This is a genomic window from Actinomyces sp. HMSC065F11 (assembly GCF_001813085.1).
In the GTDB taxonomy this organism is placed as follows: Bacteria; Actinomycetota; Actinomycetes; order Actinomycetales; family Actinomycetaceae; genus Gleimia; species Gleimia europaea.
Genome location: NZ_KV811484.1, coordinates 223,226 through 243,651 on the forward strand (window position 1 = coordinate 223,226; position 20,426 = coordinate 243,651).

General features: G+C 56.3%; 20 protein-coding genes. 14 read left to right on the forward strand and 6 right to left on the reverse strand.

From position 1 onward, the window contains the following. A partial coding sequence (locus HMPREF2891_RS08345; protein ID WP_148131769.1) for an HD domain-containing protein occupies positions 1-827 on the forward strand: 827 nt, incomplete at its 5' end. Between the two features lie 79 nt (positions 828-906). Here HMPREF2891_RS08345 and HMPREF2891_RS09880 read toward each other — a convergent pair. Beyond that, positions 907-1,227, reverse strand: a complete 321-nt coding sequence (locus tag HMPREF2891_RS09880) for a hypothetical protein (protein ID WP_261666861.1) — start codon at positions 1,225-1,227, stop codon at positions 907-909. A gap of 88 nt (positions 1,228-1,315) precedes the next feature. On the opposite strand from HMPREF2891_RS09880, the gene HMPREF2891_RS08350 reads away from it, so the two are divergent. After that, the gene (locus HMPREF2891_RS08350) at positions 1,316-3,220 is read left to right on the forward strand and encodes a transglycosylase domain-containing protein (RefSeq protein WP_233187639.1); all 1,905 of its coding nucleotides are present in this window, start codon (positions 1,316-1,318) and stop codon (positions 3,218-3,220) included. Positions 3,221-3,322: 102 nt separating this feature from the next. On the opposite strand, the gene rplI is transcribed toward HMPREF2891_RS08350, so the two are convergent. From rplI to HMPREF2891_RS08375, 5 genes are all read right to left on the reverse strand, one after another. Beyond that, positions 3,323-3,775, reverse strand: a complete 453-nt coding sequence (gene rplI / locus HMPREF2891_RS08355) for a 50S ribosomal protein L9 (RefSeq protein ID WP_070664967.1) — start codon at positions 3,773-3,775, stop codon at positions 3,323-3,325. A gap of 19 nt (positions 3,776-3,794) precedes the next feature. After that, positions 3,795-4,037: a 30S ribosomal protein S18 gene (gene rpsR, locus HMPREF2891_RS08360; RefSeq protein WP_016444433.1), complete on the reverse strand. Its 243-nt coding sequence runs from the start codon at positions 4,035-4,037 to the stop codon at positions 3,795-3,797. 67 nt (positions 4,038-4,104) lie between these two features. Further along, positions 4,105-4,641, reverse strand: coding sequence for a single-stranded DNA-binding protein (locus HMPREF2891_RS08365; protein ID WP_070618840.1), 537 nt, complete (start codon positions 4,639-4,641; stop codon positions 4,105-4,107). Positions 4,642-4,669: 28 nt separating this feature from the next. Continuing rightward, on the reverse strand, positions 4,670-4,957 hold the full coding sequence (gene rpsF / locus HMPREF2891_RS08370) for a 30S ribosomal protein S6 (protein ID WP_016444431.1): 288 nt from the start codon (positions 4,955-4,957) through the stop codon (positions 4,670-4,672). Between the two features lie 161 nt (positions 4,958-5,118). Beyond that, positions 5,119-6,504 (reverse strand): MATE family efflux transporter, encoded by a 1,386-nt coding sequence (locus HMPREF2891_RS08375; RefSeq protein WP_083311345.1) that lies wholly within the window; start codon positions 6,502-6,504, stop codon positions 5,119-5,121. Positions 6,505-6,855: 351 nt separating this feature from the next. On the opposite strand from HMPREF2891_RS08375, the gene dnaB reads away from it, so the two are divergent. From dnaB to HMPREF2891_RS08435, 12 genes are all read left to right on the forward strand, one after another. Beyond that, positions 6,856-8,190, forward strand: coding sequence for a replicative DNA helicase (gene dnaB, locus HMPREF2891_RS08380; protein ID WP_070618837.1), 1,335 nt, complete (start codon positions 6,856-6,858; stop codon positions 8,188-8,190). 80 nt (positions 8,191-8,270) lie between these two features. Then, positions 8,271-9,071: a bifunctional hydroxymethylpyrimidine kinase/phosphomethylpyrimidine kinase gene (thiD, locus tag HMPREF2891_RS08385; RefSeq protein WP_070618834.1), complete on the forward strand. Its 801-nt coding sequence runs from the start codon at positions 8,271-8,273 to the stop codon at positions 9,069-9,071. 221 nt (positions 9,072-9,292) lie between these two features. Then, positions 9,293-10,450, forward strand: coding sequence for an LLM class flavin-dependent oxidoreductase (locus HMPREF2891_RS08390; protein WP_070664969.1), 1,158 nt, complete (start codon positions 9,293-9,295; stop codon positions 10,448-10,450). 16 nt (positions 10,451-10,466) lie between these two features. Further along, the gene (locus tag HMPREF2891_RS08395) at positions 10,467-11,162 is read left to right on the forward strand and encodes a CE1759 family FMN reductase (RefSeq protein ID WP_070664971.1); all 696 of its coding nucleotides are present in this window, start codon (positions 10,467-10,469) and stop codon (positions 11,160-11,162) included. Position 11,163: 1 nt separating this feature from the next. Beyond that, positions 11,164-11,676: a MarR family winged helix-turn-helix transcriptional regulator gene (locus tag HMPREF2891_RS08400; protein WP_222566288.1), complete on the forward strand. Its 513-nt coding sequence runs from the start codon at positions 11,164-11,166 to the stop codon at positions 11,674-11,676. Between the two features lie 138 nt (positions 11,677-11,814). After that, the gene (locus tag HMPREF2891_RS08405; protein WP_070664973.1) at positions 11,815-12,390 is read left to right on the forward strand and encodes a 2-oxoacid:acceptor oxidoreductase family protein; all 576 of its coding nucleotides are present in this window, start codon (positions 11,815-11,817) and stop codon (positions 12,388-12,390) included. Then, positions 12,383-13,666, forward strand: a complete 1,284-nt coding sequence (locus HMPREF2891_RS08410) for a transketolase C-terminal domain-containing protein (protein WP_070664975.1) — start codon at positions 12,383-12,385, stop codon at positions 13,664-13,666. The genes HMPREF2891_RS08405 and HMPREF2891_RS08410 overlap by 8 nt, the downstream gene beginning before the upstream one ends. Further along, the gene (locus HMPREF2891_RS08415; protein ID WP_070618817.1) at positions 13,666-14,931 is read left to right on the forward strand and encodes a thiamine pyrophosphate-dependent enzyme; all 1,266 of its coding nucleotides are present in this window, start codon (positions 13,666-13,668) and stop codon (positions 14,929-14,931) included. The genes HMPREF2891_RS08410 and HMPREF2891_RS08415 overlap by 1 nt, the downstream gene beginning before the upstream one ends. Positions 14,932-14,933: 2 nt before the next feature. Then, positions 14,934-16,631, forward strand: coding sequence for an NAD(P)-binding protein (locus HMPREF2891_RS08420; RefSeq protein ID WP_233187641.1), 1,698 nt, complete (start codon positions 14,934-14,936; stop codon positions 16,629-16,631). A 120-nt stretch (positions 16,632-16,751) separates the two neighbouring features. Further along, a complete protein-coding gene (locus HMPREF2891_RS08425) occupies positions 16,752-17,687 on the forward strand; it encodes a glycosyltransferase family 2 protein (protein ID WP_102218220.1) in 936 nt (311 codons plus the stop codon). 28 nt (positions 17,688-17,715) lie between these two features. After that, positions 17,716-18,471, forward strand: a complete 756-nt coding sequence (locus HMPREF2891_RS08430; protein ID WP_070664977.1) for an alpha/beta hydrolase family protein — start codon at positions 17,716-17,718, stop codon at positions 18,469-18,471. Between the two features lie 118 nt (positions 18,472-18,589). Beyond that, positions 18,590-20,275, forward strand: coding sequence for a hypothetical protein (locus HMPREF2891_RS08435; RefSeq protein WP_070664979.1), 1,686 nt, complete (start codon positions 18,590-18,592; stop codon positions 20,273-20,275). Positions 20,276-20,426: the final 151 nt, after the last annotated feature.

Here is a 20,426-nt window from a genome sequence, read left to right on the forward strand (position 1 = left end):
CCCGCCTCGAAATCGTCTCCGCAGAACGCATCCGCTCCGAGTTCGAACGGCTACTGACATCCCCTAAGCCACGGCGCGGCCTCGAACTCATGGTCCACACCACGGTTGCCGACATCGTCCTGCCTGAACTATCCAACCTCCAAGACCTCAAAGACGAGCACAACAGACACAAAGACGTCTACGAACACACCCTCACCGTCCTCGAACATGCAATCGCCCTCGAATCCGGTCCCGACGGGCCTGTTCCCGGCCCCGATTTCATCCTCCGGTTCGCAGCCATAATGCACGACATTGGCAAACCTGCCACGCGCAGATTCGAACCCGACGGAACCGTCACATTCCACCACCACGAAATCGTCGGCGCGAAAATGACCAAAAAACGCATGGTCGCCCTCCGCTTTGACAAAGCCACCACCAAAGCCGTTGTCGAACTAGTGCGCCTGCATCAACGATTCCATGGTTACGGTGAACAACAGTGGACCGACTCTGCCGTACGCAGGTACGTTACCGACGCCGGTCCCTACCTCGAATACCTCCACCGTCTCACCCGCGCCGACTGCACTACGCGCAACAAACGCAAATCCGCATACCTCCAAGCCGCCTACGACGACCTCGAAAATCGCATCCACGAACTCCAAAAACAAGAGGAACTAGACGCGGTACGGCCCGACCTGGACGGCGGTGAAATCATGCGACTGCTGCGCCTAAAGCCGGGTCCGCAAGTTGGAAAAGCATACAAATACTTACTCGAACTACGCATGGAACGAGGCCCCCTTAGCAAGGCGGAAGCCGAACACGAACTACTAAAATGGTGGGAATCGCAATAAATCCGTGCACAATTACTACATAGACGAAACGAGGAACCCGGCATCCGATAGCCGCCGGGCAATGCTCTAGAAAGGTGGTTCACATGGCTGACAGTCGCGAACCTAATAAAAACAGCAACCGGAAACCTTCCGGGCTGCCTTCGCGCCGCTCCATCCACCACAAGGGATCGACCGCCAATACCGGATCTAAGGCGTCCTCTTCTATTCCTAAGCGCCCCCAAAGTAAAGCCGCCGATACAGCGCCGCCTTCGCCTCGAAAAAATACAAACAGTGCGAGTAAACCGAGCGGCAAAACCGGCAAGAAAACCGCGAACAAACCCGCTAGCAAAAACGTCAAAAAGACAAGCGGCGGGAAAAAGAAGAAATCTACCGGCGCGCGTATTGGAATCGGCATTCTCATTACCATCCTCATGATGGTCATTCTTGGCTCCGTCGGGTTTATGCTCGCTTACGCCTCCGTTACTGTGCCAAAACCTGGAGAGTTTGCGATGGCACAAAAAACGACCGTCTTCTACTCCGATGGTGAAACCGAACTGGGCACCTTTGCCGAAATTGACCGCACCATAATCGACACCTCAACCATTCCCGACTACGTTGGGAAAGCAGTCATAGCTTCTGAGGATCGAACTTTCTACACCAACTCTGGTATCGATCTGAAGGGCGTAGCCCGCGCCTTCATCAACAACGTACGCGGTGGTTCTCTGCAGGGTGCCTCCACACTCAGTCAGCAATACGTCGAGCGATACTACCTGGACACCACCACGAGTATCCCGGGCAAGATTAAAGAAGCCCTGCTAGCCCTCAAAATCAACAGGCAGCAATCCAAGGAGGAAATCCTGGAGAACTACCTGAACACCATCTACTTTGGGCGCGGCGCGTACGGAGTAGAAGAAGCTTCGCTCAAATACTTTGGGCATCCCGCAACAGACTTGACATTGAGCGAATCAGCCATGCTTGCCGGCATCATTCCCGCGCCCTCCGCGTGGGATCCTGCAGTAGACCCCGACATGGCACAAGCCCGCTTTGACCGCGTCCTTAAACACATGGTTGAAGATGGTTGGATCACTCAGGAAGAAGCAGATAACACCGCCTTCCCCGAAACTATTGACCCGCAATCTGAAACCAGCATGACTGGCTGGAAGGGTCACCTAATGCAACAGATCCGCAGCGAATTTGAAAGCCGTGCAGGCATCACGCCTGAACAGCTGGATTCGGGCGGTTACGTGATTGTTACAACTTTGGATAAGGACCTGCAGAACTTTGCCGTTGAGGCAGTTAATGAACTTCCGGACGATCACAATGCAGGACTTCAGGTGGCTCTTTCGTCCATTAACCCAGCCAACGGAGAAATACTGGCCGAATTTGCTGGGGCCGACTACCAGGAACGCCAATCCAACTCCGTTACACAGGACAGGGCAATGGCAGGATCAACGATGAAGCCATTTGGCCTCATCGCATACATGCAAGCCGGTGGAACAATCGAGGACATGTACAACGGCAACTCGCCGCTACAAATCACCGACAAGCGCACCGGAGAAGTCACGCCCCCGCTCAGTAACTATGGAGACTACTCATTCGGCTACGTCAATATGATTCGTGCGACCGCGCTATCCATAAACACCCCATTTGTTGAAATGAATAACGAAATGGGGCCGGGCAAGACGCGCGAGGCTGCAGTTAAGCTTGGCCTTCCAGAAGACACGCTGGGCCTTGACGACACGATCCGTAATATCCTCGGATCAGCATCACCGCACAATCTGGACCTAACCCGCGCATACGCCACAATCGCGTCGGGAGGCCTTCGTAGCACGCCTCACATAATTAAGGAAGTTACCCGCTACGACGGCGAACAAATTTATCAAGGCCCTACAAGCACCGAGCGCGTATTCGACTCCGAAATCATTTCCGCTGCGCTTCCGGGCATGCAGGCCAGTGCCCAGTGGGGATCCGGTGAAAAAGCTGGAATAATCGGTCGACCCGTTTTGGCCAAGACCGGTTCATCTGAAGAAAATCGTTCTGCACAGTTCGCAGGCGCAATCCCGCAACTTGCAACCGTCGTGTCGATGTACCAGATCGGCGAAAACGGCAACGAAGTCTCCATCACCCCATTCGGTGGAGAATACGAAGTTACCGGATCCACATGGCCGGGTACCGTGTGGCAATCGTACATGTTGAAAGCGATCGACAAGTACGAGGTCGCAGACTTTGACTGGTACAAGCCTGACTTCCGTAAGTCCACGTTCAAAACTTACACGCCTCCAACGGAGACTACAGCTACAGAAACTAGGAGTACAGAGAGGAACCAGGAACCAGCGCAGACGCAAGCTCCGAACGAAACAGGCGCAACTAATCCTCCCACCGAGCCAGCAACTGAACCCGGTGAGGATCATTAACCCATAGGTTGGACGGCGCCTCGTCAGAGGCGCCCTTCAATTTCGTAGGACATAAAAGGTGCCGCCCTCAAAATCATGAGGGCGGCACCTTTTATGCGTAAACTACTTGGCGCTTACACGAACCTTGACTCGTGCGGAAACCTCCGGGTGGAGGTTGACGGTCACGTTGTGGTCGCCAACGTACTTGATAGCCTTCTCCACGACGATCTTGCGACGATCGATGTCGATGCCGGATGCTTCCTTGATAGCGGAAGCAATATCACCGGTTTTGACAGCGCCGTAAAGGGCGTCGGTGGTGGAAGCAAGCTTGAAGATCTCAACAAACTTGATTTCCTGAAGCTGGTCACGAACCTCGCGAGCGTCATCCACGTTTGCGATTTCCTTCGCACGCGCGCGCTCAGCGATCTTGTCCAGTGCCTTCTGTGCGCTCGGCGTCCAACGCTCAGCTAGACGACGCGGAACGAGGTAGTTGCGAGCGTAGCCGTCCTTAACGGTAACGACGTCACCAGCAGCACCGAGGTTAGGGACATCGTGGGTCAAAATTAGCTTTGCCATTATTCAGTCTCCTCCCTCTTTAACGTCCGGAGCTCGAGTACGGCAGAAGAGCCATCTCGCGGGCGTTCTTCACGGCCTTCGCGATCTTGCGCTGCTCCTGAACAGACACGCCAGTTACACGACGGGCGCGGATCTTGCCGCGGTCCGAAATGAACTTGCGCAAAAGCGCGGTGTCCTTGTAGTCAATCTTTTCAATCTTGGCGGACTTTAGCGGGTTCGCCTTCTTCTTAATCGGCTTATTGCGAAGTTGAGGCTTCGCCATGGTGTCTCCTAAAAATCTCTCGCACTAGCGTGCGCCCTTGTTGTTGAGCAAAGTTAGATAAGAACCGTTAGAACGGAGGCTCCGAATCGAAGTTCGTGGAACCACCCGTTGCCCACGGGTCATTAGAAGCCCCGCCCTGAGGCGCGTCGTAGCCAGCGTCACCGCCGTAAGACGGTCCGCTTGAACCAGAGGAATCTTGCATTCCGCCCTGGTTGTATCCGCCGCCGCCCCCATAGTTGGACGGGTTGCGGGTAATCTGCGTGCGCGCGTAACGAAGCGACGGGCCGATTTCGTCGACCGCGAGCTCCATGGTAGTGCGCTGCTGGCCATCACGGGTCTCGTAGGAACGCTGCTGGAGACGCCCTTGAACAATCACGCGTGTTCCCTTAGTTAGGGAGTCCGCTACGTTCTCTGCAACATCGCGCCACACAGAGCAGCGCATGAACAGGGTTTCCCCGTCCTTCCACTGCCCAGAGTTGCGGTCAAAACTACGCGGAGTAGACGCAACGGTGAAGTTAGCAACCGGTGCGCCCGACGCGGTGTAACGAAGCTCCGGGTCGGAAGTCAGGTTGCCGATGATCGTGATTACGGTATCTCCAGCCATCTTTGGCTCCTCAGATTCTCATCCAGTGTTACGCTTCCGGGCGCATCAGCTTGGTGCGCATCACGGATTCGTTTAGTGACAGCAGTCGGTTGATTTCCTTGGAAACTTCCGGCGTGGTGGTCATGTCTACAACCACGTAAATGCCTTCAGACTGCTTGTTGATTTCGTAAGCAAGACGACGCTTGCCCCAAATGTCGACGTTCTCAACGGAGCCGCCAGCCTCGGTTACCTTGGTCAGAAGCTTCTCCATCGAGGGGCCGACGGTGCGCTCATCAACGGTGGGATCGAAGATCACCATCAGTTCGTACTTACGCATGTTTCCCCACCTCCTCTGGTCTCAACGGTCACGGTAGTTCCGTGACAGGAGGGATATGCGAATCGGTACACAAATGTGCACCGAACTCTCATGCTACCGTGATGGCCCCTTATGTACCAGACCGCGCGAACAAATGTGAGCAACTCCCACGAAAACGCGTGTTACTGAGTCTCTTCGGCTTGAGCAATCCATTTCGATCCGCGAGCGCGTAGTCCGGTAGTGAGCGCACGCGCTCCCATGAATATGCCGGCAAATGCTACCCACACCCACATAAGTACTGTGGTTTGCGTAGTGGCAGTAAGGGTCTTCTCATCCGCGAAAACCTCCAGGATAATCCACAAAACGGGCAGGTATAGCACCAGCGTGAGTATGCCGGCCACAGCGAGGAAACGGTTGTCTCCCGCGCCTATCAACACGCCATCCATCATGAAAACAAAACCGGCCAGAACTTGGAAACCGCCCGCAATCCACAGGCCGCGCATAGCTGCGCTGTGCATGGTTGGGTCGGTTCCGAAGATCCATGGAAGTAGGCCGGATGCAGCGATAATCACAAGTCCGAGCACAGCGCCAGTTGCAACACCCCAAATAGTGATGCGGCGAACGAGCGCGCGGGTTCGTGCACGGTCGCCGGTACCGATGGAGTAGCCGGTTAATGACTGGGCGGAAATTCCAAGAGCATCGAGAGCGAAGGCCGCGAAGTTCCACACTGTGTTTACAACCTGGTGGGCGGCGAGGGCAATCGCGCCCGCACGCGTAACTACAGCAACGGTTGCGAGGATCGCGATGCGCAGTGTCAGAGTGCGCACAAGTAGTGGCAGGCCAGCGTTTGTGGCGCCTAGCAATCCTCCGAATGATGGCTTCAGGCTGACGCCCTCACGCCGAGCGCCTTTAACCACTACGGCCACGAGGATGATCCCCATCAAGGTTTGTGCTATTGCGGTGCCCAAACCAGAACCGGCAATCCCCATGTCTAGCCCGTAAATGAAGATCGCGTTTAGAGCTGCGTTGCCGGCTGCACCTGCCGTGGCAACGTACAGCGGGGTTTTTGTGTCGAGGAGACCGCGTAATGTTCCCGTCGCTGCAAGAACTACGAGCATGCCTACGAGTCCGGGTGATGAGTACTGCAGGTAGGCGATGGCGTGTGGGATAACAGTAGTGTCGGCTCGAAACCAGCTGATGATGATGGGGGCTGCCAGAATGAGAGCGCTCGCGGTTATGACGCCAAGAAGTGCGGCTAACCAGATTGCCTCAATGCCTGCACGCAAGCCAGAAGCAATATTCCCTGCACCTAGTGCTCGCGCGGTGATCGATGTTGTGGAGTAAGCCAGGAAAATGAATAGGCCTACCGCCGTCATAAGGATCGTTGAAGAGAGGGCGAGGCCCGCTAGCTGCTCCGTTCCTAGGTGCCCCACCATAGCCGAGTCGATGGTAGTGAACAGTGGCTGAGCCAAAAGTGCCCCGAGTGCGGGGAGGGCGAGACGGAGAATCTCTCGATTGAGCTCTAAACCTTCAAGTTGCGGTTCAGTCTTACTTGAGTGTTGTGCCAAAGTTATCCACCTATTTACCTTCGACTTTTGTTCCACAGGGTGTGAACAAAACTGTGGATAATTTGGCGCTGTTCCAAGGGTTTGAGAATGGACATCGTTGACACGACTTCCACACAATCCACACGTTATCCACAGGTTTTAAACAATTTATGGGAGTTATCCACCGAAAATGCACAAGTTATTAACATTTAGGGTTTTTGGAGTTGCCCTTTCGGGGATAACCTTACCGGTATTAACTGTTTCCCTCAGTAACTGTTGATAACCGCGCCTGTGTGCAAAATAGAGCGTGTCTCTAGCGCGGCCTCACTAAAATCGTGGGCGCAGGGTGCATGTAACTAAAAGGCGGTTTTTGTGGCAGACCAGTCGGGTTTTGATCGAATCCCCCCGCAAGATATTGAAGCGGAGCAATCCGTTCTCGGCTCCATGATGCTTTCCAAGGACGCCGTGAACGATGTCATCGAGGCGATGGATAGCTCGGACTACTACCGCCCGGATCACGAGATGATCCACAACACGATCATGGAGCTGTACTCCCGCGGCGAGCCTGTGGATACCCTCACAGTTGCCGGTGAGCTCAAGCGCCAGGGAAATCTAAGCCGTCTGCCAGAGCCAACGTACTTGCACACTCTGATCGCTTCGGTCCCGACGGCTGCAAACGTGGGTTATTACGCGCGCATTGTGCGTGAGCGGGCGCAACTGCGGCGTCTTGTGGAGGCAGGCACTCGTATTGTTCAGCTCGGTTACGCCGAGACGGGCGGGGATGTTGATGACATTGTGGATGCCGCGCAATCTGAGATTTATGCGGTCTCTGAGCGGCGGAGCACTACGGATTATGTGCAGCTGTCTGAGATCGCAGATCCATTACTTGCCCATCTTGATGAGCTTGCGCAGAACAAGGACGTTTCGAAGGGCGTGCCTACGGGTATTGCAGACCTGGATCACCTCACTACGGGCTTACAGCCGGGCCAGATGGTTATTGTTGCCGCTCGCCCGGCAATGGGTAAGTCAACTCTCGCGATGAATTTCATGAGGGCAGCGTCGGTGCACCACAACATCACCTCAGTGATCTTCTCGTTGGAAATGTCACGAGAAGAGATCGGTATGCGCTTGATTGCTGCCGAGGCCGGAGTGCATTTCGGCAAGATGCGCCGAGGGGAGATGGAAGATCGCGACTGGACGCGGCTGTCGAAGACGATTTCTAACATCTCAAAGGCGCCGTTTTTTATCGACGATTCGCCGAACATGGCGATGAATGAGATTCGCGCGAAGTGTCGCCGTTTGAAGCAGCAGCACAATCTTGGACTCGTCGTTATTGACTACCTCCAGCTGATGTCGTCAGGCAAACAGGTGGAGTCGCGTCAGCAGGAAGTCTCCGAGTTCTCCCGCTCTCTCAAGCTTTTGGCCAAAGAGTTGGAGATCCCGGTGGTTGCGGTTGCGCAGCTGAACCGCGGTCCGGAGCAACGTACGGATAAGAAGCCGATGATCGCCGACCTGCGAGAGTCGGGCTCGCTGGAGCAGGACGCGGATGTGATCATGCTTCTACATCGTCCGGATTATTACGATCAGGATGAGCGCCCGGGTGAGGCCGACATTATTGTTGCCAAGCACCGCAATGGTGAGACGGGAACGATTCCGGTTGCTTTCCAGGGTCATTACGCGCGTTTTGTGGATATGGCAAGGCAGTAGTTTGAGTGTAATCTTTGCGTTGTAGGTGCGCTCTCAAGGCGCTTGCTTATGCTTTTCGAACTATTTATATCGAGGTGGAAATGTCGTCGAGCAATCCAGTTAAGGTCATGACGATCGCAGGCAACGAGGCAACTGGCGGTGCCGGGCTACAGGTGGATTTGAAGACGTTCCACCAGCTTGGCGTGTTTGGTATGGGTGCGGTTACTTGCATCGTGTCATTCGACCCGAAGAATAACTGGGCTCACAGGTTTGTTCCGGTTGATCCGCAGGTGATTAAGGATCAGGTTGAGGCTGGGGTTTCCACGTGGGATGTGGATACGGCGAAGATCGGCATGCTTGGCACTGTGGCCACTATTGAGGCGGTGCGCGAGGCACTGGCGACAAACGAGTGGAAGAACATTGTTCTTGACCCGGTTTTGATTTGTAAGGGCCAGGAGGCTGGTGACGCGCACGATACGGACGAGGCGCTGAAGACAAAGGTGTTGCCGCTGGCAACGGTTGTGACGCCGAACTTGTTTGAGACGGAGCAGCTTTCTGGCATTGAGGTGCGCACGGAGGCCGATTTGGCTCGCGCGGCGCAAAAGATCGGCGAACTTGGTCCGAAGTATGTGCTTGCTAAGGGTGGCATGCAGCTTGGAGGCGACGAGGCCGTTGATTTGCTGTGGGACGGCGAGAAGATCACGCGCTATGCCTCGCCGAAGATTGGCGATGAGCGTCCAACGGGCGCGGGTTGCACGCTTGCTGCCGCGATTACGGCCGAGCTTGCTAAGGGCTCGGATATTTACGAGGCTGTGCGCGTCGCTAAGGAGATTGTGACGCGCGGTATTGCGGGAAGTCTTCCCGCGCACACCCCGTTTGATGCTGTGTGGCAGCAAGCCTAGTTAATGGTTACTGGCGCATGAGGCGCTGTTGTTAGCTACTTGAAGGTGGCCGCGAGTTTAGTCTCGCGGCCACTTTTGTGTGCATCGTGCGTGGAGGTTGTGGTTGGGCGGCTCATAAATGGGCTTATCCGTTGCGTGCGGGAATGTAGTTGTTAAACTGAACCTAGTCGTTCAAACTTGAACAATCATGTTTTGAGTCTGATTTTCTACCTAGGAGAGCCATGCAGTTTGGGATTTTCACCATCGGTGACATTACTCGTGACCCGGTAAACCACACCGCACCCTCAGAAAACGAGCGCATCAAGAACACCGTTGAGATAGCAAAACATGCCGAGGAAGTCGGCTTTGACGTGTTTGCAACTGGTCAGCACCATAATCCTCCGTTTGTGGCGCCCGGCAACCCGCCGACTCTTCTGGCATATTTGGCAGCGCAAACCGAGCGCATCATCCTTTCAACCGCGGTCACCTTGATTACCACGATGGATCCGGTGCGTCTGGCTGAGGATTACGCTTATTTGCAACATTTGGCTGATGGTCGAGTGGACCTCGCTCTGGGGCGGGGAAATACCGGCCCGGTATATCCGTGGTTTGGAAGGGATATTCGCGAGGGCATCTCGTTGGCGGTTGAAAATTACAATCTGCTCTACCGTTTGTGGCGCGAGGACGTGATCAACTGGCAGGGTAAATACCGCACGCCGTTGCAGGGATTCACTGCCACGCCACGTCCGTTGGATGGGGTGGCCCCGTTTGTGTGGCACGGGTCGATCCGCAGTCCCGAAATTGCGGAGCAGGCCGCGTACTACGGTGACGGCTTCTTCCATAACAACATTTTCTGGACGAAGGACCACGTGATCCGCATGGTGAACCTGTACCGTGAACGCTACGAGTATTACGGTCACGGGAAGGCGGATGAGGCGTTTGTGGCGCTGGGTGGACAGGTGTTTATGCGGAAGAATTCGCAAGACGCCGTGAATGAGTTCCGCCCGTACTTCGATAATGCGCCGGTTTATGGTCATGGCCCATCGTTGGAGCAGTATCAGAGTATGACGCCGCTGACTGTGGGGTCGCCACAGGAAGTTATTGATCGCACGCTCGAGTTCCGCGAATGGGTGGGCGACTATCAGCGCCAGATGTTCCTGATTGACCATGCTGGTTTGCCGCAAAAGACGGTATTGGAACAGCTTGATATGTGGGGTGAGGTTCTTCCGGTTTTGCAGGCGGAGTTCGATTCGATGAGGCCCGCGCATGTGCCGGATGGTCCCACTCACGAGTTCCTGGTGGAACGCGACCGTGCAGGTAGGGCGCCGATAGCGGGTGGTGGCCCTGGGTCACAGGCGTTTGCGGATCGGTCCGAGCGTGGCGAAAGCGGCTCGAAGTAGAGCATTTGGAGGAAAGATGAGTGAGATTTTTGAGGGCGGAGCGATTGACTCTACGCGTGATCCGTTCACTCCGGCTTCGCGTCGCGTGGTGGTGGTAAGTGGTGGCCTGTCCGAGTCGGCGTCGTCGACGAGGCTGGCTAAGGCGCTTGCTGAGGCAACCTCGAACCACTTGTCCCAGGAGGGTGTGGGCGCGGATGTGCAGGTCGTTGAGTTGCGGCCTTTGGCTGGTGCGATCATGGACGCGATGCTGACGATGAACCCGGTCGGGGATTTGGCTGACTCGTTGCAGGCGGTGCGCGAGGCCGATGGTGTAATAGCTGTTTCGCCTACATTTCAAGCGTCCTATTCAGGTTTGTTCAAGGCGTTTTGGGATTTGTTTGAGGATCCGCTCCGCGAAAAACCGGTGCTGCTTGGCGCTACGGGTGGCACGGCTCGACACTCGCTGATGATTGATTATGCGATGCGCCCACTGTTTTCGTACCTGCGGATGGACGTAATGCCTTCGGCCGTGTTCGCGGCGTCCGATGATTTTGGCGACGTGATTGATAAGAATGACGGCACGCGCGACGCGCCGTTGCACGAGAGGATTCAGAGCGCGGGTGCTCAGTTCGCGATGGCGCTAGTTGCTCGTCCCGCGATTGGTCGGGCGGAGGCTGACGATAAGTTCAAAAACGTGACGCCACTGGAAGAAATGCTGGGTTCCCTTGGGTGAGTTGAGTGAAAAGGACGCGAGGCCGCGCGTTAACATCGCAGCTTCCTCGCCGGAGGAAGCGAAACGCAAGGTAGCTACGTGGCGTGCTTGGCGTCTCTATTTTGAAACTACGGCACGCGCGCAGGACGCTATGGAAGCGGTGCTTCGCGAGGGCGCTGGCGTGACGCTCGCGGAATATAACGTGCTCGTGTTGTTGCAGGAGGCCGAGGGGCGCAGATTGAGGTTTAAAGACCTCGCCGCCAAGATGTCGTTCTCGAAATCCCGCTTGTCGTACCAGGTGAAGGTGCTGGAAAAGCGCGGCTTGATATGTCGAGGTGATGTAGAAGGTGACGCTCGCGGATTGTACGTGCAGCTCACGGAAGCGGGTTGGCATACGTTCTTGGAGGCTGGGAAGTTGCATGCGCGTCAGGTCGAGCAACTGATGTTGAACGAGTTATCGACGGGGGAGGCCGAGGTGATTGAGCGCGTGTTCACCAGGCTTGCCAAGCGCTTGGAAGAGCCTGCTGAAGCCTAGCGGCAGGTACATATATGTAACACGCAAATTATGAAAACCGCGCCATTTTCATAATTGGTTAACAGGGTTAAGCCGCACTAATTCAACGATCTGCTGGCCTGCACCATTGCGCAACTGGCACGTGCCTAGCATGAACATATGGTCGAAATAAGAATTCATGGTCGAGGCGGACAGGGTGTTGTAACTGCCGCGGACCTGTTGGCAATGGCGGCATTCGAAGACGGCCACCACGCGCAGGCTTTTCCTTCTTTTGGGTCTGAGCGTATGGGCGCCCCGGTTGTGTCTTACTGCAGGATCCGCGATGAAGTGATTCGCAGTCGCGAGCCTGTGCTCTCGCCAAATGTGGTTATTGTTCAAGATCCAACTCTTTTGCCGATTATGGACGTGTTTTCAGGTTTGCAGCCGGACGGCTACGGCCTTGTGAATTCAGCAAAGTCGCTGGAAGAGCTCGGACTAGCCGAGTTGGAGGAACGTTCTTTACCGGGACATATTGTTACGATTCCAGCCACTGAGATTGCGTTGGAACACCTGGGGCGTCCGCTGCCTAACGCGGTGCTTTTGGGTGGTGTTTCGGCGCTAACCGGAATTGTGCGTTTGGAGTCGGTGCTCGGCGCGATCTCGGGCCGATTTGCAGGCAAGGTTGGCGAGGCGAACCAGGAGGCCGCGAAGGCCGCATTCCGTTTGGTTGAGGAAATGAAGGTAGATAATGCTTGAGCAGATTGAGGGCTCGCAAGCCATCGCGAAGGCTGTTGCTGCGTGCCATCCTGAGGTCGTTGCGGCCTACCCGATTAGTCCGCAAACCCATATTGTGGAGGCCATTTCAGCTCTGGTTAAGTCCGGCAAGTTGGAGCATTGCGAGTATGTGAATGTGGAGTCGGAGTTCTCTGCAATGTCGGCATGCATTGGTGCGTCGGCGGTGGGCGCGAGGGCGTACACGGCTACGGCGTCGCAGGGCTTGTTGTACATGGTTGAGGCTGTTTATAACGCTTCGGGTCTAGGCTTGCCGATTGTGATGACGGTTGCGAACCGTGCGATTGGCGCTCCGATCAACATTTGGAATGACCACACGGATGCGATGAGCCAGCGCGATTCGGGTTGGTTGCAGCTTTACGCGGAGAACAACCAGGAGGCCGCGGACTTGCACGTGCAGGCTTTCCGCATCGCGGAGGAGCTTTCGTTGCCCGTCATGGTGTGCATGGATGGCTTCATTTTGACTCACGCGGTGGAGCAGGTGGATGTGCCCGAGGCTGGGCAGGTTGAGAAGTTCTTGCCGTCCTATGAGCCGCGGCAGGTGCTGGATCCGTCCGATCCGGTTTCGATTGGCGCGATGGTGGGTCCGGAGGCGTTCACTGAGGTCCGCTACCTGGCTCACGCGAAGCAGTTGCAGGCGTTGGAGCTTATTCCGCAGGTTCAAGAAGAGTTTAAGCGGGTGTTTGGCCGCGATTCTGGCGGTTTGGTGCGCCCGTATAAGTGCGAGGACGCGGAAACGATCATCGTGGCACTTGGATCTGTACTCGGCACGATCAAGGACGTCGTTGATGCTCGCCGCGCTCGCGGCGAGAAGATTGGCGTTCTCGGCATTACCTCTTTCCGTCCTTTCCCCTCCGACGCGGTTCGTGAGGTCTTGCAGGGCGCGAAGCGTTTTGTGGTTTTGGAAAAGGCGTTCTCGGTGGGCATTGGTGGCATCGTGTCATCGCACTGCCGGGCGGCAATGCGCGGATTGAACTTCACCTGTCACGAGCTGATCGCAGGCCTGGGTGGCCGCAACATTACCGCGGGCTCGTTGCATGAATACCTCGATAAGGCGGTTGTTGACGACGTCGATCACCTCACTTTCTTAGATTTGGATAAGGAACTCGTTGAGCGTGAGTTGGAGCGCGAGGCACGCACGCGTCGTTCGGGTGCTCCTGCTGAGAACATGATTCGCGACATGCAGGATCGGGTGAACGCGAAGTTGGATTTGGAAGTTTCTACGAAGGCGGATAACTGATGAGTACTGATAGTGGAGTACGTGAGGACTTTCCGCAGGTGCGCCAAACTGCTATTCCGGCGCGAGAGAAGGTTAAGTTTTACCAGGTTGGCTCTTATGCGGTGGGTAACCGTCTGGCTGACAAGCAGTTGCGTTCGGTTCAGTCGGATCCGGACCGCTATAACTCGCTGACTTCCGGTCACCGCGCTTGTCAGGGATGCGGTGAGGCGTTGGGCGCCCGCTATGCCCTCGATACGGCGATGCGTGCAACCGATAAGGACATGGTGGCTATTAATGCAACCGGATGCTTGGAGGTATTTTCAACGCCCTATCCGGAAACGTCTTGGACTATTCCCTGGCTGCATTCCCTGTTTGGCAACGCGGCGGCGGTGGCAACGGGCGCGGCCGCAGCGTTTAAGGCAAAGGGCCGTACAACGCGCGTGGTGGCTCAGGGCGGTGACGGCGGCACGGTAGATATTGGCTTTGGCCCGCTGTCTGGCATGTTTGAGCGCAATGATGATGTGCTTTACATCTGTTACGACAACCAGGCGTACATGAATACGGGCGTTCAGCGTTCGGGTGCTACGCCGGCGACGGCGCGCACGGCTACCACCCAACCGGTGGGTCCGAATCCGGGCAACGAGTGGGGCCAGGGTAAGGACATGCCGCGCATCGCGATGGCTCACGAAATCCCGTACGTGGCAACGGCAACCGTGGCGGACTTGCGCGACTTGGAGTACAAGGTGAACCGCGCGATGCAGTTCCACGGAGCGCGTTACATTCACGTTTTGGTGCCGTGTCCGCTGGGTTGGGGCTCGGCCTCGGCGCAGACGGTCCATTTGGCACGCCTTGCCGTACAGACGGGTATTTTCCCGGTTTACGAGGCCGAGTATGGTGAGGTCACTTCGGTGATGAAGCTACGTAGGCCCACCCCGGTTGAGGAGTATTTGAAGCCGCAACGCCGGTTCGCACACCTGTTTAAGAAGGGTGGCGACCAGGAGGCGATCAGGCGCATCCAGGCGGGTGCGGATAGGAATATTCGCCGCTACAACCTGGTGGATGATGAGGATTATGACCTCGCAACTGAGCGTTTTGTGGAGTTTGAAGAGGCTCGCTACGGGTTCAGGAAGCCATTTGATGAGTTTGACGAGGGCGCCACGGAGCAGACGGACGCGACCTCAACGCAAGGTGAATACTCTGCGGGCACGCAAACGCGCGCTGACGGGGCTGCAAATGTGAAGGCTGGCGAGGGCGCTGGCAAGGCGGACAAGCAAGGACAGAACTGACGATGAGTAAGAGTGATGTGACAAGTGAGGCCGTAGACGTTTCGGCGGCGGCACGCAGTGACGCAACTTCTGGCATTAGTGGTGATACGAAGCCGTTTGCTATCACTTTGGACGTGGGTTCGTCGCTGGCAAACGAGACGGGTTCGTGGCGCACGGAGCGTCCGATCTACGTGGATTTGCTACCTCCTTGTAATAAGGCGTGTCCGGCTGGTGAGAACGTTCAGCAGTGGCTTTACCACGCCGAAGAGGGTGACTACGAGTCCGCTTGGCGCGAAATTATGGTGAACAATCCGATGCCTGCCGTGATGGGGCGCGTTTGCTACCACCCGTGTCAGACGATGTGTAACCGCGGCAAGGTTGATGAGACCGTGGGGATCAATGCGGTTGAGCGTTTCTTGGGCGATAAGGCGCTTGAGGAAGGCTGGACGGTTGAGCCGGTGAATGCGGATACGGGTAAGAACGTGCTGATTGTTGGTGCGGGCCCGTCCGGCTTGTCCGCGGCGTATCATCTGCGACGTTTGGGTCATAACGTGACGATTTACGAGGCTGGTCCGATGGCTGGCGGCATGATGAGGTTCGGTATTCCGTCTTACCGTCTGCCGCGCGGCATCCTTGAGGGCGAGATTCAGCGCATTGTGGATATGGGCGTGAAGATCGAGCTTAACCGAAAGGTTGAGAACGTTGAGGACGTGACGGACGACTTTGACGCGGTGTTCCTCGCGGTTGGTGCTCATATCGGTAAGCGCGCTTACGTGCCTGCGGGTGAGTCGGCGAAGATCATGGACGCAGTTTCGATGCTGTCCGAGGTGGAGACGGGTGACAAGCCGCTGCTGGGCCGCCGCGTGGTGGTTTACGGTGGTGGCAACACTGCTGTTGATGCTGCTCGTACAGCTAAGAGGCTCGGCGCGGAAGAGGCTGTGATTTTGTATCGCCGCACGCGTGACCGTATGCCGGCACACGACTCTGAGGTCAAGGAGGCCGAGGAGGAAGGCATTATGATGCGCTGGCTCTCCACGGTTAAGCACGTGGATGGCGGTTCGATCACGATTGAGAAGATGGAGCTGGATGAGAAGGGATTCCCTCAGCCCACCGGCGAGTTTGAAGAGCTTGGCGCGGATTCGCTGATCATGGCGCTCGGCCAGGAGGCCGACCTGTCGCTGATTGAAAACGCTAAGGACATTCAGATTGAAGATGGCGTGGTACAGGTTAATCGCCAGATGATGACGGGCCTGAAGGGCGTGTTCGCGGGTGGTGACATGGTGCCATCTGAGCGCACGGTTACGGTTGCGATTGGTCACGGCAAGAAGGCTGCTCGCTACATCGACGCATATCTGCGCGGAGGCGAGTACGAGCCGGCGGTCAAGCATGATGACGCTGCGTTTGAGCGCCTGACCACCTGGTATTACGCGGATGCACCAAGACGTATGCGCGCTCGTTTGGAGGGGCCGCGCCGCGCGTCTACGTTTGATGAGGTCGTGAAGGGTCTGGACGAGGATTCGGCGCTGTTTGAGGCTCGCCGCTGCATGTCGTGTGGCAACTGTTTTGGTTGTGACAACTGCTTTGGCGTGTGCCCAGATAATGCGATCACGAAGATCAAGCCGGGCGAGTACGAGTTCAAGTACGACTACTGCAAGGGTTGCGGAATTTGTGCCGAGGAGTGCCCGTGCGGCTCGATCTCGATGGTTCCCGAGCAGGTTTGATTCTGTGAGGCCTTGGCCGCTTTGCGGTTAAGGGGAGCGCGGTGGTTTGCCGCGCTCCCCTTGTTTTTGGGCTTGGCGGCGGCATAACTGGGCGCCTTTTGTCGCTGTTATACTTTAGGCGTGCAATTGCAGAAGATTTCCATTGTTGTGCCCTGTTTCAATGAGGAGCAGACGCTACCTGAGTTGGTTCGCCAGGTGGAGGCCGTTTTTGTGGACGGTCCGCAAGATTGGAACCTCATTTTGGTTGATGATGGGTCTTCGGACAATACTGCCGCGGTGATTGAGGAGCTTGCGGGCAAACATGACCGGGTTCGCGGCGTGTTGTTTTCGCGCAATTTCGGGAAAGAACCGGCTATGCTCGCTGGGCTGGCGTATGCCGATGGTGACGCCACTTTGATCATGGATGCGGATTTGCAACATCCGCCCCGGCTGATTCCTAAGCTGATTCAGACGATGGAGGAAGAGGGCGTTGACCAGGTGGTTGCGCTTCGCAATCGCGATGGTGACTCGAAGCTAAGAACCGCTTTTTCGCGCATGTATTACAGGCTGTCCAACAAGATGATGGAGGAAGTGGAGCTCGTGGACGGAGCCGGCGATTTTCGTCTGCTTTCGCGCCGAGCTGTGGAAACACTCCTCGCTCTCGATGAGCGCTCGCGGTTTTCAAAGGGTTTGTTCTCTTGGATCGGCTACCCCACTTCCTACGTGAAGTATGAGAATGAGCAGCGCATTGCGGGGGCTTCTTCGTGGTCGCTGAAGTCCCTGTTCAATTACGGTTGGGACGGGATTGTCTCATTTAACGCGAAGCCGCTACGCATGGTTGCGGGTCTCGGCGGTTTCATGTTTGCCCTGGCCCTTGTTTACCTGGTTTGGCTAATCGTCAACTGGTCGATTTACGGCGTGCAGACTCCCGGTTACGTTACGACTATTGCGGCGATCATTGCGTTTTCAGGAATTCAGCTACTTGCGTTGGGTGTGATTGGCGAATACGTGGGTAGAATTTATCGTGAGGTCAAGCATCGCCCTCATTTTGTAGTCGATAAAGAGGTCGGATTCTAAGAGGCCGGTGCGCGCGAAGGAGCGGGGCATGGCGCAGCAGGTTACGTTTGAAGGCGCGACGGGACTGAAGCTCAGCGGGGTGTTGGATACCCCCGATGGCGAGCCGCGAACTTGGGCCATCGTTGCGCATTGTTTCACGTGCAACATTTCTGTTCCCGCGGTGTCACGGATTGCGAAAGCTTTGAAGAATCGCGGGATTGGCGTGTTGCGTTTCGATTTTGCGGGGCTGGGAGCGTCGGCTGGAAACTTCACAGAGTCTACGTTTTCTGCCGATGTTGAAGATTTGAAAGCCGCCTGCCGGTGGATGAACTCGCAGGGACGCACAGTGAAGCTACTGGTGGGTCATTCACTTGGCGGCGCAGCGGTACTTGCAGCAGCTGGGGATTTAGATTCGGTTGTCGCGGTTACAACTATTGCGGCGCCCTCGGATCCGGGGCATGTGGCTGAGATTTTGAAGGATCGCTTGACGCCGGTATTTCAACAGGGCACGGCTGTCATTCAGATTGCGGGTCACGAAATGCTAGTGGGAGCACCAATTTTTCACGACCTTAAGAATCAGGACGATTTTCATAAGAAGATCAGTTCGCTCTCTGCTGCTCTGTTGGTGATGCATTCGCCTCAAGATGGGGTTGTGGACGTGCATAACGCAATGGATATTTACCGGTCTGCGCAGATGCCGAAGAGTTTCGTGGCACTAGACGGAGCGGATCATTTGTTGACAAGGCCGGGTGTAGCTGCCTGGGCGGGAGAGATTATCGCCAGCTGGGTGTCCCGTTACATTTAGCGAGGCCGTGCAGTCGACTTTGTTTTGTAGACCTTTGGCTGGCTTCAGTGGGCCTGTGTTCGGGCGGATGTTCGCATACTTGTTAGACTTTGGGCGCTAGCGATCTGAGGGGTTTGGTATGCGCGCGTTTTCGATTAGGGCACGGTTTCTGTCCGGTTTGGTTGCCGCATTGATGATGAGTGGTCTAGCGGCCTGCTCAAGCGCGCCTAATGGCTCCTCTGAATCTGCGTCTGAACTTACAGAGGCTACGCAGCCCGCCGCGCCTACTGAAACGGTTGCTTTTGATACGGATGTGGAGGTTTCAAAGGCGCTGTTTGATCAGGCTGAGGCCGCGGTGGTTGCATCTACAGAACCGGTTGCGCAGGCGCGGGCGGCCGCGGTGGCGCGAGCTCTCTCAATCCCGATGTTGACCGAGACGGACGCCAGTGAGGTGGGTGCGGAGCTAACTCGTTTGGGCGTGAAGACGGTATTGGCCGTGGGCGCAGTGGACGTTGTAGCTGATGTGGATGTGATGACGGATGCGGGCGACGTGCAGGCGCTGAGCACCGTTTTGGGTTCCGAAGTCCGCGTTGCCGATGAGTTTGGCGTGGATGATCTGCTAAGTCTTGATCCAGCCAATATGGCGGTGCCAGAGTTTGAGCCGCAGCCGGTAGCCGAGGACGTTACGGAACTCCCCGCTCAGACAGAGCAAACCGGCGGGGAGGAAATCGAGACGGGACATACTGAGGCAGCCCCCACCTCGCGAATGGTGGAGCTAGCTTCCCTTCCGCACGGTGAAACGGGAAAAGCGAATCCGAATGCGGTTGGCTTTGCCACGCAGGATTCTCCTTTGGGCGTGGTAGCTAACGCACTGACTGCGGGACTTGACGTGAGCGTGCTGGCGCAGGCTGATCCGCGTGCGACGAGTGAGTCAATGAAGATGATGCGCGAGGGTAGGGTTGCGGTTGGTTTAGGCCCGGATTTTGGGGGAACGCGGATGCTGGCCCAAACCGCCCACCTGGCGACTTCTGCGGATGAGTTGCCGGGCGGGGGTGGCCTGGTGTTCCCCGGCAGGCGAATGGTGGCCCTGTACGGCCACCCGAAGCTGGCGGCTTTGGGAGTGCTAGGTGAGCAATCACCTGCTGAAGCAGCACAACTGGCATTGCAGTACGCGCAACAGTACCAGCAGTTCAGTGATGTGTCGGTTATTCCGGCGTTTGAAATCATTGCGACGGTTGCATCGGCAGGTGCGGGAGATGACGGCCTTTATTCGGATGTGACGCCGGCAGCTGATTTGGTTCCGTCTGTTGATGCGATTACAGAGGTGGGTGGCTACGCGATTATTGATCTGCAGCCGGGGCATGCGAAACTGCTTGATCAGGCAAAGCTTTACGCGGAACTGTTGAAGCGCCCGAACGTTGGATTGGCGCTCGATCCGGAGTGGAAGTTGTATGGCGACCAGGTGCATTTGCAGCAGGTTGGCCACGTTGAGATTGCGGAAGTGAATGAGGTTTCGCAGTGGCTCGCCGAGCTTGTGCGCGATAACAATCTTCCGCAGAAGGTGTTTATGTTGCACCAGTTTCAGTTGCAGATGATTCGCGACCGCGACCAGATGGTGCAGCATCTTGAACTGGCAACGGTTGTTCACGTGGATGGCCACGGAAGTCCGGAAGCGAAGATGCATACGTGGGACGTGATTCGTGAAGACCTGCAGCCGTGGGTTTGGATGGCGTGGAAGAACTTCATCGATGAGGACAAGCCGATGCTGAACGCGAAGCAGACTATGGGCATCGAACCGCGCCCGTGGTTTGTGTCGTTCCAGTAGCGAGGTAGCCGCACTCGGTTCATGTGCGCAAGGCCCATGCACGCATGTTTTGTACTCGTGTGCCCGCAGTGGGGTAGCGGAGAGTCGAAAGGCGTGCCATTTGGCCTAATTTGCCCCGTAAGTGTGAGCTAGACTATAGGGGCGCTAAGCC

Coding starts and splice junctions, on each gene's coding strand:
- HMPREF2891_RS09880 (WP_261666861.1), bottom strand. CDS start 1,227: ATGAGAATGCCGATTCCAATACGCGCGCCGGTAGATTTCTTCTTTTTC.
- HMPREF2891_RS08350 (WP_233187639.1), top strand. CDS start 1,316: ATGGCACAAAAAACGACCGTCTTCTACTCCGATGGTGAAACCGAACTG.
- rplI (WP_070664967.1), bottom strand. CDS start 3,775: ATGGCAAAGCTAATTTTGACCCACGATGTCCCTAACCTCGGTGCTGCT.
- rpsR (WP_016444433.1), bottom strand. CDS start 4,037: ATGGCGAAGCCTCAACTTCGCAATAAGCCGATTAAGAAGAAGGCGAAC.
- HMPREF2891_RS08365 (WP_070618840.1), bottom strand. CDS start 4,641: ATGGCTGGAGATACCGTAATCACGATCATCGGCAACCTGACTTCCGAC.
- rpsF (WP_016444431.1), bottom strand. CDS start 4,957: ATGCGTAAGTACGAACTGATGGTGATCTTCGATCCCACCGTTGATGAG.
- thiD (WP_070618834.1), top strand. CDS start 8,271: ATGTCGTCGAGCAATCCAGTTAAGGTCATGACGATCGCAGGCAACGAG.
- HMPREF2891_RS08390 (WP_070664969.1), top strand. CDS start 9,293: ATGCAGTTTGGGATTTTCACCATCGGTGACATTACTCGTGACCCGGTA.
- HMPREF2891_RS08395 (WP_070664971.1), top strand. CDS start 10,467: ATGAGTGAGATTTTTGAGGGCGGAGCGATTGACTCTACGCGTGATCCG.
- HMPREF2891_RS08405 (WP_070664973.1), top strand. CDS start 11,815: ATGGTCGAAATAAGAATTCATGGTCGAGGCGGACAGGGTGTTGTAACT.
- HMPREF2891_RS08410 (WP_070664975.1), top strand. CDS start 12,383: ATGCTTGAGCAGATTGAGGGCTCGCAAGCCATCGCGAAGGCTGTTGCT.
- HMPREF2891_RS08415 (WP_070618817.1), top strand. CDS start 13,666: ATGAGTACTGATAGTGGAGTACGTGAGGACTTTCCGCAGGTGCGCCAA.
- HMPREF2891_RS08420 (WP_233187641.1), top strand. CDS start 14,934: ATGAGTAAGAGTGATGTGACAAGTGAGGCCGTAGACGTTTCGGCGGCG.
- HMPREF2891_RS08430 (WP_070664977.1), top strand. CDS start 17,716: ATGGCGCAGCAGGTTACGTTTGAAGGCGCGACGGGACTGAAGCTCAGC.
- HMPREF2891_RS08435 (WP_070664979.1), top strand. CDS start 18,590: ATGCGCGCGTTTTCGATTAGGGCACGGTTTCTGTCCGGTTTGGTTGCC.